The following is a 14,841-nucleotide window of genomic DNA, read 5'->3' on the forward strand; positions in this document are numbered from 1 at the left end:
AGGCGATCCGGCGCGTGGAGGCGCTCGCCCCGGACTTCGTCTCCGTGACGTACGGCGCCGGCGGCTCCTCCCGGGACCGCACCATCGACGTCACCCAGCGCATCGTCCGCGAGACCACCCTGCGACCCGTCGCGCACCTGACGGCCGTCGGGCACTCGGTGGCCGAGCTGCGCGCCATCATCGGCGCCTACGCGGACGCCGGTGTCCGGGACGTCCTCGTCCTGCGCGGCGACCCGCCCGGCGACCCGCGCGGGGAGTGGACCCCGCACCCGGACGGCTTCACCCACGCGTACGAACTCGTCGAGCTCGTACGGTCGTTGGGGGAGTTCCGGATCGGCGTGGCGGCCTTCCCGGAGGGCCATCCGCGCTCCCCGGACGCCGTGAGCGACCTGGAGCACTTCGTCGCCAAGTGCCGGGCCGGCGCCGACTACGCGATCACCCAGATGTTCTTCGACCCCGAGGACTATCTGCGGCTGCGCGACCGGGTCGCCGCGGCCGGCTGCGACACCCCGATCATCCCCGAGATCATGCCGGCCACCGACGTGCGCCAGATCCGGCGCTTCGCCGAACTGTCGGACGCCGCCTTCCCCGAGGACCTGGCGCACCGCCTGGAGGCGGCGAAGGACGACCCGGCCGCCGCGTACCGGACCGGCGTGGAGCACGCGACGGCGATGGGCCTGCGGCTGCTCGCCGAGGGTGCGCCCGGACTGCACTACATCACGCTCAACAAGAGCACCGCGGCCCTCGAAATCCACCGATCGATCCAAGCCTCAAGGAGCTTCGCACGTGTCTGACTTCACCGATGCTGTGTTTTCTGACTACAAGGTCGCCGACATCGGTCTGGCGGAGTTCGGCCGCAAGGAGATCACGCTCGCCGAGCACGAGATGCCGGGTCTGATGTCGATCCGCCGCGAGTACGCGGCCGCCCAGCCGCTGGCGGGCGCCCGTATCACCGGCTCCCTGCACATGACCGTGCAGACCGCCGTCCTCATCGAGACGCTGGTCGCCCTCGGCGCCGAGGTCCGCTGGGTGTCCTGCAACATCTACTCGACCCAGGACCACGCCGCCGCGGCGATCGCCGCCGCCGGTATCCCGGTCTTCGCCTGGAAGGGCGAGACGCTGGAGGAGTACTGGTGGTGCACGGAGCAGGCGCTGACCTGGCCGGGCGCGCAGGGCGGCCCCAACATGATCCTGGACGACGGCGGCGACGCCACGCTCCTCGTCCACAAGGGTGTGGAGTACCAGAAGGCGGGCGCCGTGCCGGACCCGTCGACCGCCGACAACGACGAGTTCCGGATCGTCCTGGAGCTGCTCGGCCGCTCGACGATCGACTGGGCCTCGCTGGCGGCCGGCATCCGGGGCGTCACGGAGGAGACCACGACCGGTGTCCACCGTCTGTACGAGATGCACCGCGACGGCGCGCTCCTCTTCCCCGCCATCAACGTGAACGACGCCGTGACGAAGTCGAAGTTCGACAACAAGTACGGCTGCCGGCACTCGCTCGTGGACGGCATCAACCGTGCGACGGACGTCCTGATCGGCGGCAAGACGGCCGTGGTGTGCGGCTACGGCGACGTCGGCAAGGGCTCGGCGGAGTCGCTGCGCGGCCAGGGCGCCCGCGTCATCGTCACCGAGATCGACCCGATCTGCGCGCTCCAGGCCGCCATGGACGGCTACCAGGTCGCCACCCTCGACGACGTCGTCGAGACCGCCGACATCTTCATCACCACCACGGGCAACAAGGACATCATCATGGCGTCCGACATCGCCCGCATGAAGCACCAGGCCATCGTCGGCAACATCGGCCACTTCGACAACGAGATCGACATGGCGGGTCTCGCGAAGATCCCGGGCATCGTCAAGGACGAGGTCAAGCCGCAGGTCCACACCTGGACCTTCCCCGACGGCAAGGTCGTCATCGTCCTGTCCGAGGGCCGGCTCCTCAACCTCGGCAACGCCACCGGACACCCCTCCTTCGTGATGTCCAACTCCTTCGCGGACCAGACCCTGGCCCAGATCGAGCTCTTCACGAAGACCGCCGACTACCCCACCGGCGTCTACACCCTCCCCAAACACCTCGACGAGAAGGTCGCCCGCCTCCACCTCGACGCCCTCGGCGTGCGCCTCACCACCCTCCGCCCCGAGCAGGCCGCCTACATCGGCGTCCCCGTCGACGGCCCGTACAAGCCGGACCACTACCGCTACTGATGTGTACCGAGTACGTACGTGATCCGTGGCTCCCGGACCGTCTGCTCACGACGGAGCGGGACCTGCTGATGCCGCTGCTCCGGCGTACGCCCGAGGAGGCGTACGCCAACCGCACCGCGTGCCCCGGCTGGACCGCGCGGCAGGTGCTCGCCCACTGCGGGGCCGCGCTCGTCAGGATCGTCGAGGGACGCCTTGAGGAGGGCGTGTTCCTGCCCGAGGCCAACGCCTGCGACGTGGCCGAGCGCGAGGAATGGCCGCTCGGCCGGGTCCTCGACGAACTGGAGCGCGGCCTCAGCGAGGCCGGCCCGGTGATCGCCGAGCGGGAGGACGGCCGGCTCGACGCGGTCGCCCTCGGCGAGTGGGTGCACGCCGGGGACGTACGGGAGGCCTTCGGCGAACCCGGCGCGTACTGCGGCGAGGCGCTCGACCTGGCCCTGCCGCTGCTCTCCGTCACCAGCCGCAAGCGGGAGACCCCCCGCCTGGTCGGCGTCCTGGCGGACCGGGGCGGCGAGGTCGACCTCGGCAACGCCGTCGAGGGCCGCGCCCCGGCCCGCTTCCACGGCGACGCGGCCACCTTGATCCGCATCTACTCGGGACGCCCGCTGGTCAGGACGCGTTACGAACTGACCGGCGCGACGGAGCAGGAACTTCTCATCTACCGCTGAGGGCGGTAGTTCGTTCGGCGGACGTGGCGGTGCGGGGTGGGGGCCGGGCTGGTGTGCTGGTGTCGCCACCCCGCCCCTTCCCCTCTCACGGGAGCACCCATGGCTGTCATCGTCACCATCGAGATCCCCGGCGGCACCGAGGAGAACTACCGCCGCACCACCGAGCAGATCACCGCCGCCCCCTGGTTCCCGATGCCGGGCTTCCTCGCCCACGCGGCCGGCCCGGACGGGACGGGTGGCTGGCGGGTGGTGGATTTCTGGGAGGCGGAGGCGGCGTTCCAGGCCTTCGTGGAGAAGGCGACGCCGATCTTCCAGGAGATGGGGACGCCGCCGCTGGTGCCGCGGGTCGACGAGGCGGTGAACGTGATCCTGAAGCCGTAGCCGTAGCCGTAGCCGTAGCCGTAGCCGTAGCCCGCCTGGCGTGCGGCCCGGCCGCGCGTAAACCGATTGCGGCGGGGCGGCGGGCGGCGTCACCCTACGGGCATGACCACGACCCCCGTACGTACCGCTGCCGCCCTCCACGTCGCCGCCGCCACGCGCCGACAGCAGCAGCCCGGCACCCCCGGAGGCGCGACCCCACCCGTCGCGTGATCACCGCGGCGGTCGCCGGCCTGCTCGCCGGCTACGGCATCGCGATCCCCGTCGGCGCGGTCGGCGCCTACCTCGTCGCCGTCACGGCCCGTACGGGCTGGCGCACCGGCGCGGCGGCCGCGCTCGGCGTCGCCACCGCGGACGGCGTGTACGCGCTGCTCGCGGTCGCGGGCGGCTCGGTCCTCGTCCCGCTGCTCACCCCGGTGATGACCCCGCTGCGCCGGCTCTCCGCCGTGGTCCTGGTGTTCCTCGCGGTCCGTGCCGCCTGGACGGCCGTCCGCGCCCACCGCGCCGGCGCGCTCGCCTCCCGCGACGACGGCGCCCCCGGCCCCGGCCCGGCCCGCGCCTACCTCACCTTCCTGGGCGTCACGATCCTCAACCCCATGACGGTGATCTACTTCGCGGCCCTGATCCTGGCGACCGGCCCGGCCGCCCCGTCCTCCGCCCCCGAACGCACCGCCTTCGTCCTCGCCGCCCTCCTCGCCTCCGCCAGCTGGCAACTCCTCCTCACCACCGGCGGCACCCTCCTCGGCCGCACCCTGACCGGCCCCCGAGGCCGCCTGACCACGGCGCTGGCGTCGAGCACGCTGATCGTGGTCCTGGCGGTGCGGCCGGTGGGGTGAGACCCGATCCGGTCGTGCGTGCGGGTCACCGCACGCACGACCGCGTGCGGGTCACCGCACCACGTCGAAGACCTGCTTCTGGATGCCGTTCGCGTACGCCTCGTGCTCCACGAGCTCCAGCTTCTGCGCGTCCTTGTCCGTCGTGCTGAAGAGACGCTTGCCCGCGCCGAGGAGGAGCGGGAAGACGAGCAGGTGGTAGCGGTCGATCAGGTCCGCGTCCGCGAGGGCGCGGACCAGGGTCGCGCTGCCGTGGACGATGATCGGGCCGCCCTCGGTCTCCTTCAGCGCGGCGACCTCGTCGAGGGAGCGCAGGATCGTCGTCTCGCCCCAGTTCGACACCAGGTCGTCCGCGTCGAGGGTGGTGGACACCACGTACTTCGGCATCTCCTTGTACTCCGCGAAGTCCGCCATGTCCGGCCACACCGGGCTGAACGCCTCGTAGCTCGTGCGGCCCAGCAGCATCGCCGTGGCCTCCTGCTGCTCCCGGCCCTTCAGCTCGTAGGCCTCGGGCAGGAACTCGGTGTGCTTGAAGGTCCAGCCGGAGTTGCGGTAGCCGGGCTCGCCGCCCGGGGCCTCGACGACGCCGTCGAGCGAGACGAAGGCGGTGGCGATGAGCTTGCGCATGGCGTGTGTCCTCGGGATCTCGGTGATGTCTGCGGTCTGCGGTCTGCGGTCCGCGGTCCGCGGTCCGCGGTCCGCGGTCCGCGGTCCTACGTACACCTACTACGACCCATGATCACCGGGAAACTCATCGGTCCGCCGGACGGATGTTCTGGTTGTGGTGGAAGACGTTCTCCGGGTCGTACGTCTTCTTCACCTCCGCGAGCCGTTCGTAGTGCCCGCGGTACGTCGCCTTCACCCGGTCCCGCGACTCGTCCTGGCCGATGAAGTTGACGTACGCGCCGCCCATCGACTGGGGGTGCAGCGCCTCCCAGTAGTTCACCGCCCAGTCGCGGATCGCGCCGGCGTCGGACGCCTCGGGACTGATGCCCGCGATCACGCCGGACCAGACCGCGTCGCGGTAGGCCCACGCCGTGTCCACCGGGCCGAGCCGGTGGGCCGCGCCGTCGACCGGGTACAGGTGCATGGTCGACAGTTCGGTCGGCATGTTCTCCAGGAACGAGCGGTGCGTGTCGATCGCGTCGTCCGTGATCCGGTCGAAGAAGTCGCCGCGCCAGTACCACTGGAGACCCTTGGGGATCAGCTCGTCGAACATCGTCTGGATCCCGGGGTACGGGATCGGCGTCGCGAAGTGGAAGGCGGGCGGGGCGGGATCGGAGACCGGCACGAACAGCTTCGCCAGGCTCTCCTCGTCCGTCGGCCCGGTCGTGCACCACACCACGCCGCACATCTTCCTGTGGTGGATCTCCTCCGGGAACGGCGGCCCCGGCGCCACCGTCAGCGTGGCGAAGAAGCCGTTCAGGTCCTCGGCCGCGGCCGGCAGGAACTCCCGGTACCAGCGCAGCACCGCCCCGATGTGCTCCGGCTCCCACAGCGTCACGGCGAGCCCGACCGTGTCCACCGGGTGCAGCGCGAAGCGGAAGGAGGTGACGACGCCGAAGTTGCCCCCGCCGCCGCGCAACGCCCAGAAGAGATCCGGGTGTTCCTCGGCGGAGGCGGTGACGGTGCTGCCGTCGGCGAGCACCACGTCCGCCGCGAGGAGGTTGTCGATGGTGAGCCCGTACGCCCGGGTCAGATGCCCGTGCCCGCCGCCCAGCGTGAGCCCGCCGACGCCGGTCGTCGACATCACCCCGGCGGGCGTGGCGAGGCCGTGGCCGTGCGCCTCGTGGTCCAGGTCGCCGAGCTGGCTGCCGCCGCCGACCAGCGCGGTCCGGGACCGGGGGTCGACCCGTACCCAGCGCAGCCCGTGCGACAGGTCCACGACCAGCGCGTCGTCGACCATGCAGAGCCCGCCGCCGCTGTGTCCGCCGCCGTAGACGGAGAGGTCGATGCCGTTCTCGCGGGCGAAGCGCACCGCCGCCCGTACGTCCGTCTGGTCCGCGCACCGCGCGATCACCGCCGGCCGGCGGTCGACCATCGCGTTGTAGACCGTCCGGGCCTCGTCGTACCCCGCGTCCTGCGGGCCGATCACCTCGCCCCGCAGCCGCTCGCGCAAGGTCTCCAACGCTGTGCCGCTCATGCCGCCCGTGCCGCCCATGACATTCCTCCAGGGCACCCCTGCCTGGCGGCCGCGCTACTCCTTCAGTCTCTCCCCCGGCGTGGCACTCCGCCTGCCGACGCCGGGCCTCGGCATCCTGGCGCCCATGACCGACGACAGTGACGAGGCGACCGGCGGCGGCACACAAGGGGGCCCGGGGCGCGAGATCCAGGCCGCGGCGCGGGGCTGGCTGACGCTCCAGCTGGCCGCGCTGGGGTTCGTCGGCCTGTGCGGCGCGCTGAAAGCCGCCGGTTCCGGTTCCCCGGCACCCCGGGGCGTCGAGGCCGCGGCCGGCGTCCTGGTCCTCCTCGCGCTGCTGCTCGCCTGCCTGGCCGTGTATCTCGTCGGCCGCACCGCCTGGCCCCACTCCGGAGCCCCCGACGTCCCCGCGCGCGCGGCCTTCCGCCTGCGTACCGGACTCGTCCTCACCTTCGTCACGGTCCTCCTGACGGCGCTCGCCGCCACGAGCTCCTGGTGGCCCGCCCCGGACGCGCCCGCGGCCGCCGGACGGGCCGGCTCGGTGGAGGTGACGACGTCCACCGGCCGCTGGTGCGGGGAACTCACCCGCGGCGGCGGCGCCCTCGCCCTGACCCTTCAGGACGGCCGCACGGTCGACATCCCGGTCACAGACGTGCTGTCGGTGACCCCGGTCGCCGACTGCGCGAGCTCATGACCGCGCACGTCGACCGCCACGACATGACGGCGAGGAGGGAGCGGGCGGAGAGCAGCGACCCGACGCTCAGGAAGGACCCGACGGACCCGATCGAGAACGACGAGCCGACCGAGCCGATGGACATGAAGGAGCCCACGGACCCGATGGAGAGGAAGGAGTTCTTCGACCAGAGGGAGAGGCACGAGCCCTTGCCGTTGCCGTTGCAGGAGCCGTTGCGTGTGTGTGAGGGCATGCTCCGAGCGTAGGCCGGTACGCACCCCGGGCCCACCCGGCGCGACGGTGCTGCGCCGGGTGGGCCCGGGGTGGTGTGCTCGGTGGCGAGGGCCTACTTCAGGGCGGCGAGGGCGGCCTCGTAGTTCGGCTCCTGGGAGATCTCGTTGACGAGCTCCGTGTGGAGGACCTTGTCGTCCTCGTCGAGGACGACGACCGCGCGGGCGGTCAGGCCGGCCAGCGGGCCGTCGGCGATCGAGACGCCGTAGTCGGTGTGGAACTCGCGGCCGCGGAGGGTGGAGAGGTTCTGCACGTTCTCCAGACCCTCGGCGCCGCAGAAGCGGGCCTGCGCGAAGGGCAGGTCCGCGGAGATGCAGAGCACCACGGTGTTGTCGAGGTCGGCGGCGCTGGCGTTGAAGGCGCGGACCGACGCGGCGCAGGTGGGGGTGTCCACGCTCGGGAAGATGTTGAGGACCTTGCGCCTGCCCGCGAAGTCCTTCAGCGACTTGTCCGCGAGACCCTCGCCGACCAGGGTGAACGCGGGAGCCTGGCCGCCCGCGGCGGGCAGGGTGCCGTCGACCGTAACGGGGTTGCCCTTGAGCGTGACCTGCGCCATGAGGCATGTCTCCTTCGACTGGGTACTGGGTACTGGGTACTGGGTGCTGAGTGCGGACTGCTGTGATCAGCCTCCGACGGCCCGATCGTATTCCGCCCGGCGGCGGCCACCGGTAAACAACTGCTGAACTGCTAGGTTCAGTTGACGAACCGAGACCGATCGGTCTAGTTTCCTGGCGTCGAGTCGAACTCCCGTTCCAGGAGGTGCAAGACCATGACCGCCGTCCCCGTCACCGCCACGTACATCGGTACGGCCACCGTGCTGCTGCGCATCGGCGAGCTGACCGTCCTCACCGACCCCGCCTTCGACCAGGCCCCCGCCGACTACCCGGCGGCCCGGCCCCTCCACCGGACCACGGGGCCCGCCCTCGCCGCCGACGCGCTGCCGCCGATCGACCTCGTCCTGCTCTCGCACGACCAGCACGCCGACAACCTCGACCGCGCCGGCCGCGAGGTGCTCGGCCGCGCCGGGCTCGTCCTCACGACGCCGGAGGCCGCGGCCCGCCTCGGCGGCGCGGGCCTCGGCAGCCGGGTGGAGGGACTGGCGTCCTGGGAGAGCCGTACCGTCACCGCCGGCGCCACGACCGTCACCGTCACCGCGACCCCGGCCCGGCACGGCCCGGAGGGCACCGAGCAGGCCACCGGCCCGGTCACCGGCTTCGTCGTCACGACGGGGAACAGGACGCTGTACGTCTCCGGGGACACCGTCCGCCATGACGCGCTCGCCGAGATCGGCGCGCGCTTCGCCCTCGACACGGCCTTCCTGCACTTCGGCGACGCGCACTTCCCGTCCACCGGCGACCTGGCCTTCTCGCTCAGCGCCGCCGAGGGCGCCGCCGTCGCCCGCACCCTCGGCGCCCGCCGGGTGATCCCCCTGCACTTCGACTCCTGGACCCACCTCGCCGAGGACCCGGCCCGCATCACCGCCGCCTTCGCCGCCGACCCGGACCTCGCGGACCGTCTGCGCTGGCTCGCGCCGGGCAGGGAGGAGACGCTGGACTGAGGGACGGAGCGGGAGAGGTGGTGGCATGCGCGGCTTGGACGTGTGGGAGACCGGCGCGGCGTACGAGCGGTACATGGGCCGCTGGAGCCGGCTCGTCGCCGCCCGGTTCACGGAATGGCTCGGCCGTCCCGAAGGGCTGCGCTGGCTGGACGTGGGCTGCGGCACCGGCGCCCTCTCGGCCACGGTGACGGACCGCTGCCGGCCCCGCGCGCTCCTGGGCGTCGACCTGTCGGAGCCCTTCGTCCGCACGGCCCGGGCCCAGGTCCCGGGCGGCGGGTTCGCCGTCGCCGACGCGACGGCGCTGCCCGTGCCCGACGGCGCGTACGACGTGGCCGTCAGCGGCCTCGCCCTGAACTTCCTGCCCGCACCGGCCACCGGCGCCACCGAGCTGGCCCGCGCGGTCCGCCCCGGCGACGGCCTGGCCGCCGCGTACGTCTGGGACTACGCCGAGACCCCGGGCTTCCTGCGCCGCTTCTGGGACGCCGTCGCCACCGTCGACCCGGCCTCGGCCGTCGCCCTCGACGAGGGCCGGCGCTTCCCGCTCTGCCGCCCCGAACGCCTGCACAGCCTGTGGACGGACGCGGGCCTGACCGACGTCACCACCGCCCCGATCGACGTCCCCACCGTCTTCACCGGTTTCGCCGACCTGTGGGACCCCTTCCTGGCGGGCCAGGGCCCGGCCCCCGCCTACGTCACCTCCCTCACCCCGGGCGACCGCGACCGCGTCCGTACGGCATACGCCGAGTCCGTCCCCCTCGAACGGGACGGCTCGATCACGCTCACGGCACGAGCCTGGGCGGTCCGGGGCCGGAGGCCGGCCGGCTGAGCCCGGCGGCCTGTGAGGTGTCCTTAAGATCGACCGGTGAGCACGGACAGGGGCAGGGGTAGGGGCATGAACGCGGACGCGGACTCCGGCGCCGACTGGACGGCCGAGTACCACCGTCTGGCGTGCGGCCACCGCTACGACCCGTACACCGGCCCCGCGTGGCAGCAGTACGGGAAGCCCGCGTCGCCGCCGCTGACCTCGGCCGAAGTCGGCGAGGCCGAGGGGGAGTTGGGGATCCGATTCCCGGACGAGTACCGGAAGTACCTGCTCCACGTCAGCGCCGGCGGCCGGGGCGTCAACCGGCTCTGGCGCGGGCCGGACGGGTGGGGCTGGTGGGGGGACCGGGACACCAACTACGACCTGCTCACCGAGCCGTTCCCGCACCCCGACTCGTACGCCGCCTACGACGACGAGCTGGGCGACCGCGAGCCGCCGCGCGAGGACGCGGAGGCCTGGGCGGTCTGGGACGACGAGTGCGGGGTGCTACAGGAGCGGAAGACGGCCGGGGCCGTCTACATCCGGGAGGGCGGCTGCGGGTTCAACCACCTCCTGGTCGTCACCGGACCGCATAGGGGCGAGGTGTGGTACGACGCCCGCGCCACCTGCGACCTGATCGTGCCGCTGTCGTGCGGCGGCCGCCCGGCGACCTTCGAGGACCTGACGGACCGCCCCGGCAAGATCGTCACCCACTGGTAGAGCGGTCCGCGTGTCGTTCGCCCGTCCGCCGTCCGCCGTCCGCCGTCCGCCGTCCACCGTCCACCGTCCGCCGTCTCAGACGTGGAGCTCCGGCGGGAAGCCCGTCCAGCGCAGTTCGGGCGGCAGGTGGCCGGTGTCGTTGAAGAGGAGCAGCGCGGGCGCGCGGCCGGGGGCGTAACGGATGACCGTGAGCGCCGCGTTGGCGTGGTTGAGGCCCATCCAGCGCGCCTCCGGCGCGTCGAGCGCGGCCCGGACCAGCCAGCCGATCAGGAAGTTGTGCGTCACGACGAGCTCGTGGCGCGGCTCGTCCCCGGCCACGGGCCCGGTGAACCGCGCGAGCGCCGCCGCCGCGAGCCCCGGCCCCTGCTCCCGCTCCTCCGCCGGGAACCCGGCGAGGAAGCCGAGCATCGCGTCCGCCGACTCCGCGGGCAGCTCCTCGCGCTTCGGCAGGTACGGCACGTAGTCCCCGGCCGCCTCGTCGCGCTTCAGCGGTACGCCGTCCAGTCGCTCCGCCACCAGCCGCGCGGTCTCCTCGGCCCGCGCCAGCGGCCCGTGATGGACCGCCGCCAGCGGCACCCCGCGCAACCGCTCCCCGAGCAGCCCGGCCTGCCGCCGCCCCGCCTCCGTCAGCGCGCTCTCGTCGTCCGTCGCCTGTCCGTGCCGGGCCAGGTAGAGGTAGCGGGCGGCGGTAGCGGTCATGCGGGGGCCTCCGGAGGTGCGGTGGATCAGGCGTACTCCGGCACGGACGCGCCGCCTGCCGAAAGGGTTCCGTGGCGGGTGGCGGGTGGTGGGTGGCGCGGGGGGCGTTCCGGTGGCCGCATTCGGGACTGCATGATTTACGGCGCGGCCGGGCCCGACCGGTCCTGGAGGCCCCTCACCCCGCGCCACAAATCACGCTTCACGTCCCGAACGCGACCCCCTGCACGCCCCCCGCTCCCGTGCGTCCCTCCCGCACGCCGAGCCACTGCTCGGCGCCGTACTCCTCGTACCGCTTCACCTCCGTGAACCCCAGCCTCGCCGCGAGCCGCATCGAGGGCTCGTTGGCGGACCGGGTGCGGAGCAGCGCGGACGTGCCGGGCAGGGAGGCCGCGAGCCAGTCGAGCGCGGCGGCGCAGGCCTCGGCGGCGTACCCGTGGCCCCAGGCCTCCGGCAGGAACAGGTAGCCGAGTTCGGCCTCGGGCTGCCCCGGGTCGGGCCGGTCGAGGGTCGTGACCACGCCGATCATCGCCCCGGCGCGCTCGACCACGAACAGGCCGGGCCGCTGCCCCGGCACCTCGGGCATCGCGCGTTCCACCTCCTCGCGGGGCTGCGCGCCGCCGATGTACGTGCCCACCTCGGGCGACGCGAACAGCTCGACGAACGCCGCCCGGTCCCGAGCCTCCGAGGCGCGGAGCACCAGCCGGTCGGTACGTATCGGCGCGGGGGGCCAGGCGTCGGCCGCGAGTGTCGTCATGGCCCGCAACTTACCTCGTACGCACGTGCGTTGATCGGTTGCGGCTGACCCACGTCCGCCCCCGATCGAGCGCCTCTTCCGGCGCGTCAGCCGCGCACCAGCCGCTCGAACCAGTCCGCCGCCCGTTCCGCACACGCCGTCGCGGAACCGGACGCCCGGAACGTACCCGCCGACGAGCCGTGCAGCGGCAGATACATCTGGTCGTGCAGCTCGCTCGCGTACACCCCGCCCTGTACGTCGAACAGCGCCCCGAACACCCCGTCCCGCCCCCGCACCACCACCAGCAGATGCGCGAACCCCGTCTCCTCCGGCCGCAACACGAACGTGTCGTCCGCATCCCCGACCCACGTCACGGCCCGCTCCCGCAACCCCCGCACAAACCGCCGATCCGCGTCCCCGAGCTCCGCGAACCCATCCACCTCGCCGGACTCCCCGACCCAGAACCACGTGTTCATCCCGGCTCCTCTCCGACGTCGCCCCCCGCCGGCCTGGCCCATCATCGTCGAGCTCTTCGCGGCTCCGGAAGACGCGTCAGTCCCGGAGGCCGGGGCATGCCATCATCGGCAGATGGTGCTCGTAGGAGAGTTCTTCCTCGCCGGAGGCGACGAGTCCGCCGTTCGGGTAGGGCCGCGCAAGAGCCACGACTTTCCCGCCGCGCGATGTGACGGCATCTATCCGGATGACGCGGTTCCGAGGTGGGAGGTTCTGCTGACGGGGGCGGAAAGTCCCCTCCGGCATGTGGTGCCCATGGCCAACGACGGCTTCACTGTCTTCGCTGTTCCACAGCCGCTCTGCGCCGCGTTGATCGACGCAGGAACGGAACGGCTCCGAACCACAGCCCTCACCTGGGCCGAGATCGCCAACGGGATGGGCGACGAGGTCTCTCCCGAGAGCGCGGTCGACCTCCTGGAGCGCCTGGCGGCCTTGGCCGGCAGGCGCGCGGAGGAGGGCCTGAGCCTGTACTGCTGGTACTGGGCGCCCTGACCCCCTCATGCCTCAGATCCCGCGCCAGACCGCCTCGACGAAGGGCGCCCAGGCGGCGGTAGTGAGGACGGGCCCGGCGGGGCGCTTGGAGTCGCGGACGGGGACGAGGCCGGGGGTGTTGGTCAAGGGCGTTGCTGGGCATGTCGGTAGTCACGGACGGCCGCATCACGGCCAGACGATCGACGATCCGGCCCTCGTGAAGCAGCAGCGCTCGAAGAAGCCGCCCGTGCAGGCCGAGGCGATCCGTTCCGCACTCGCCCAGGTTGCCCCCCACCTCCTTCCGCAGTTCGATCAGGATCGGGCGACCGCCACCGCGCGCGCCCGCGCGGAGACATCGGCGACACCGCTGCGGGTGTTCGCAGAGGCCTGGGCCGTCGAGGTCGCCATCGCCCGGCACCCCGAGACTGCGGCCCGGCTGCGCGAGTTGGAGGCGGCCGCCGAGGAAGCGGCCGAACCGCCCGCCGCTCTCGGTATCGCCGCTGAGATCAGCGGTATCCGCCGTGTTGCCGTGGTCGAGGCCGGCCTCGCCACAGGCGGTGGATCCGACTGGTGACCGATGAGCCCTCGCTGACCAGATCGTCGACCTTGCCAACCTCGGCATAGACCCCTCCGAGCTCGGTGAGCGCCCCCGGCACCGCCCATAGGCACATGCTGCCCTTCCCCGACTGCGGCCGCGCTTGATCGCCGTGGTGCTGGTCGTGCCGCCGCCGCACCTGCTCTGAAACGGATCGCGGGGGCCGTACGGGAGCGGGGGACGTGCAGGGGGGGCGCGTTCGGGACGTGAAGCGTGATTTGTGGCGCGGGGTGGAGGGCCTTCAGGGCTGCCAGGGCCCGGCCGCGCCGTAAATCATGCAGTCCCGAATGCGGCCACCGGAACGACCCCCGCGCCACCCACCACCGACCCTCACCCCGCCAGCGAACCGAGCGCCGCGCGCAGTCGCGTCCCCGCCTCCTCCGCGACCGGGGCCAGCTCGGGGCGGCCCGTCACGGAGACCATCAGCTGGGGGTCCATCGCCTCGACGACGGTGCGGCCCGGCTCGGTGTCGGCGCGGACGACGACGTTGCACGGCAGGAGGAGGCCGATGTGGCGGTCCGCCTCCAGGGCGCGGTGGGCGAGCGGCGGGTTGCAGGCGCCGAGGATGAGGTAGTCCTCCATCTCCGCGCCGATCTTCGCCTTCAGGGTCGCCTGGACGTCGATCTCGGTGAGGATGCCGAAGCCCTGCTCGGCGAGTGCCGCCCGTACGCGGTCGACGGCCTCGGCGAAGGGGAGGTCGAGGGTGACGGGGATGCCGTACTCCATGGTGTGCGCTCCAGTCGTTCCAGTAGCCCGTGAGATACCCCCGTGGGTATCGAGGGTACTGCACGCCCGCTCGCGCTCGGCCATGTGGCAGAGGGGCGGCGTGTCCGGGGGCCGGGGGTTCGGCGGGCCGGTCATCCTCGCCGCATGACACAGCTCAGAACCGGCCGCGGAGCCCGTCTCCGTCTCGCCGCCGCGTCCGTCGCCTCCGCCGCACTCGCCCTGGTCGTGGCGCTGCCCGGCAGCGCCGGCGCCCAGCCTCAGCCCGAAGCCCAGGCCCAGGCCCCGGCGCAGCCTCCCGCCGAGCACGTCTGCTTCTTCGAGGGGCACGACCTGAACGTGTTCCTCGGCGTCACCCAGCGGCTCATCGGCCCGCCCCCCTGCCGCGAGGCGTTCGTCGGCGAGCAGTGGGTCAGGACCTTCCCCTCCTGGGGTACGGCGCCGAGCGCCGCAGGCGCCGTGTATCCCGCGGGCTACACGCCCCAGCGTCCCGCGCCCATGGACGACTTCCTCGCGAAGTTCCTCGGCGTCCGCGTCGTCAACGACATCGACACGGTCCGGGAGCGGAGCTTCACCTTCGGCCCCGAGACCGTTCGCTTCACCGAGATCGACAGCGAGTCGGGGCTCCCCTTCACCTACTTCGCCACCGCGCCCCTGCGCCCGCTGAGCGCCGGGGAGCACACGAGCACGGTGTTCATGCGGCTGAGTGCGGCACACTGCGACGGCCTCGGCACCGTGGAGGGCGAGAACTGTCTGCCCGGCGGCGAGTTCCCGTACACCGGCGACAACCGCGTCACGTTCTTCCCGCGCGACCCCGCATGACCCCGTAGCCGGCGGGG

The 14,841-nt window shown here is 72.7% G+C and carries 20 protein-coding genes and 1 pseudogene; 13 read left to right on the forward strand and 8 right to left on the reverse strand.

Annotated features, from left to right (window positions below; translation table 11 throughout):
* The 5 genes from metF to AB0M18_RS00025 form a co-directional block, all read left to right on the forward strand.
* Positions 1-794, forward strand: a 794-nt coding sequence (gene metF / locus AB0M18_RS00005; RefSeq protein ID WP_365754132.1) for a methylenetetrahydrofolate reductase [NAD(P)H], incomplete at its 5' end; no start/stop codon positions are given.
* 13 nt (positions 795-807) lie between these two features.
* Positions 808-2,208: an adenosylhomocysteinase gene (ahcY, locus tag AB0M18_RS00010; protein ID WP_365754134.1), complete on the forward strand. Its 1,401-nt coding sequence runs from the start codon at positions 808-810 to the stop codon at positions 2,206-2,208.
* Positions 2,208-2,873 (forward strand): maleylpyruvate isomerase family mycothiol-dependent enzyme, encoded by a 666-nt coding sequence (locus AB0M18_RS00015; protein ID WP_365754135.1) that lies wholly within the window; start codon positions 2,208-2,210, stop codon positions 2,871-2,873. Before ahcY ends, AB0M18_RS00015 begins: the two co-directional genes overlap by 1 nt.
* Positions 2,874-2,972: 99 nt before the next feature.
* Entirely contained in the window at positions 2,973-3,254 is a 282-nt protein-coding gene (locus tag AB0M18_RS00020; RefSeq protein ID WP_365754136.1) for an antibiotic biosynthesis monooxygenase, read from the forward strand.
* Positions 3,255-3,460: 206 nt separating this feature from the next.
* Positions 3,461-4,087: a LysE family transporter gene (locus AB0M18_RS00025; protein WP_365754137.1), complete on the forward strand. Its 627-nt coding sequence runs from the start codon at positions 3,461-3,463 to the stop codon at positions 4,085-4,087.
* A gap of 51 nt (positions 4,088-4,138) precedes the next feature.
* Here the strand turns inward: AB0M18_RS00025 and AB0M18_RS00030 are convergent, their stop codons facing one another.
* Together AB0M18_RS00030 and AB0M18_RS00035 are read right to left on the reverse strand one after the other, a co-directional pair.
* The gene (locus AB0M18_RS00030; RefSeq protein ID WP_365754139.1) at positions 4,139-4,711 is read right to left on the reverse strand and encodes a dihydrofolate reductase family protein; all 573 of its coding nucleotides are present in this window, start codon (positions 4,709-4,711) and stop codon (positions 4,139-4,141) included.
* Between the two features lie 124 nt (positions 4,712-4,835).
* A complete protein-coding gene (locus AB0M18_RS00035) occupies positions 4,836-6,227 on the reverse strand; it encodes an FAD-binding oxidoreductase (RefSeq protein ID WP_365754996.1) in 1,392 nt (463 codons plus the stop codon).
* A gap of 16 nt (positions 6,228-6,243) precedes the next feature.
* Between AB0M18_RS00035 and AB0M18_RS00040 the strand changes: the two genes are divergently transcribed.
* Complete coding sequence (locus tag AB0M18_RS00040) at positions 6,244-6,918, forward strand: hypothetical protein (RefSeq protein WP_365754140.1); 675 nt, start codon at positions 6,244-6,246, stop codon at positions 6,916-6,918.
* Positions 6,915-7,163, forward strand: a complete 249-nt coding sequence (locus tag AB0M18_RS00045) for a hypothetical protein (protein ID WP_365754142.1) — start codon at positions 6,915-6,917, stop codon at positions 7,161-7,163. The genes AB0M18_RS00040 and AB0M18_RS00045 overlap by 4 nt, the downstream gene beginning before the upstream one ends.
* An 80-nt stretch (positions 7,164-7,243) precedes the next feature.
* Here AB0M18_RS00045 and tpx read toward each other — a convergent pair whose 3' ends face one another.
* Positions 7,244-7,744, reverse strand: a complete 501-nt coding sequence (gene tpx / locus AB0M18_RS00050; protein ID WP_365754144.1) for a thiol peroxidase — start codon at positions 7,742-7,744, stop codon at positions 7,244-7,246.
* 213 nt (positions 7,745-7,957) lie between these two features.
* Between tpx and AB0M18_RS00055 the strand changes: the two genes are divergently transcribed.
* The 3 genes from AB0M18_RS00055 to AB0M18_RS00065 all read left to right on the forward strand — a co-directional run bounded on the left by AB0M18_RS00055 (position 7,958) and on the right by AB0M18_RS00065 (position 10,268).
* A complete protein-coding gene (locus tag AB0M18_RS00055) occupies positions 7,958-8,746 on the forward strand; it encodes an MBL fold metallo-hydrolase (protein ID WP_365754146.1) in 789 nt (262 codons plus the stop codon).
* A gap of 25 nt (positions 8,747-8,771) precedes the next feature.
* Positions 8,772-9,572: a class I SAM-dependent methyltransferase gene (locus AB0M18_RS00060; RefSeq protein ID WP_365754148.1), complete on the forward strand. Its 801-nt coding sequence runs from the start codon at positions 8,772-8,774 to the stop codon at positions 9,570-9,572.
* A gap of 66 nt (positions 9,573-9,638) precedes the next feature.
* Positions 9,639-10,268, forward strand: coding sequence for an SMI1/KNR4 family protein (locus tag AB0M18_RS00065; RefSeq protein WP_365754150.1), 630 nt, complete (start codon positions 9,639-9,641; stop codon positions 10,266-10,268).
* 75 nt (positions 10,269-10,343) lie between these two features.
* Here the strand turns inward: AB0M18_RS00065 and AB0M18_RS00070 are convergent, their stop codons facing one another.
* The 3 genes from AB0M18_RS00070 to AB0M18_RS00080 form a co-directional block, all read right to left on the reverse strand.
* Positions 10,344-10,967 (reverse strand): histidine phosphatase family protein, encoded by a 624-nt coding sequence (locus AB0M18_RS00070; RefSeq protein WP_365754151.1) that lies wholly within the window; start codon positions 10,965-10,967, stop codon positions 10,344-10,346.
* A gap of 199 nt (positions 10,968-11,166) precedes the next feature.
* Entirely contained in the window at positions 11,167-11,721 is a 555-nt protein-coding gene (locus AB0M18_RS00075) for a GNAT family N-acetyltransferase (RefSeq protein WP_365754153.1), read from the reverse strand.
* A gap of 86 nt (positions 11,722-11,807) precedes the next feature.
* The gene (locus AB0M18_RS00080) at positions 11,808-12,176 is read right to left on the reverse strand and encodes a hypothetical protein (protein WP_365754155.1); all 369 of its coding nucleotides are present in this window, start codon (positions 12,174-12,176) and stop codon (positions 11,808-11,810) included.
* A gap of 112 nt (positions 12,177-12,288) precedes the next feature.
* Between AB0M18_RS00080 and AB0M18_RS00085 the strand changes: the two genes are divergently transcribed.
* Positions 12,289-12,705, forward strand: a complete 417-nt coding sequence (locus tag AB0M18_RS00085; protein ID WP_365754157.1) for a hypothetical protein — start codon at positions 12,289-12,291, stop codon at positions 12,703-12,705.
* A 12-nt stretch (positions 12,706-12,717) separates the two neighbouring features.
* Here AB0M18_RS00085 and AB0M18_RS00090 read toward each other — a convergent pair.
* Positions 12,718-12,819: pseudogene (locus AB0M18_RS00090) on the reverse strand (DUF397 domain-containing protein); the annotation flags it as partial.
* An 82-nt stretch (positions 12,820-12,901) separates the two neighbouring features.
* Here AB0M18_RS00090 and AB0M18_RS00095 point away from each other — a divergent pair.
* Positions 12,902-13,258, forward strand: coding sequence for a hypothetical protein (locus AB0M18_RS00095; RefSeq protein ID WP_365754159.1), 357 nt, complete (start codon positions 12,902-12,904; stop codon positions 13,256-13,258).
* A gap of 351 nt (positions 13,259-13,609) precedes the next feature.
* Here AB0M18_RS00095 and AB0M18_RS00100 read toward each other — a convergent pair whose 3' ends face one another.
* Positions 13,610-14,005 carry a DUF302 domain-containing protein gene (locus AB0M18_RS00100; protein ID WP_365754160.1) on the reverse strand — a complete coding sequence of 132 codons (396 nt, stop codon included), beginning with the start codon at positions 14,003-14,005 and terminating at the stop codon, positions 13,610-13,612.
* Between the two features lie 144 nt (positions 14,006-14,149).
* Here AB0M18_RS00100 and AB0M18_RS00105 point away from each other — a divergent pair, with 144 nt between their 5' ends.
* On the forward strand, positions 14,150-14,824 hold the full coding sequence (locus AB0M18_RS00105) for a hypothetical protein (RefSeq protein ID WP_365754161.1): 675 nt from the start codon (positions 14,150-14,152) through the stop codon (positions 14,822-14,824).
* Positions 14,825-14,841: the final 17 nt, after the last annotated feature.

The organism is Streptomyces sp. NPDC051909, from assembly GCF_040681095.1.
Classification (GTDB): domain Bacteria; phylum Actinomycetota; class Actinomycetes; order Streptomycetales; family Streptomycetaceae; genus Streptomyces.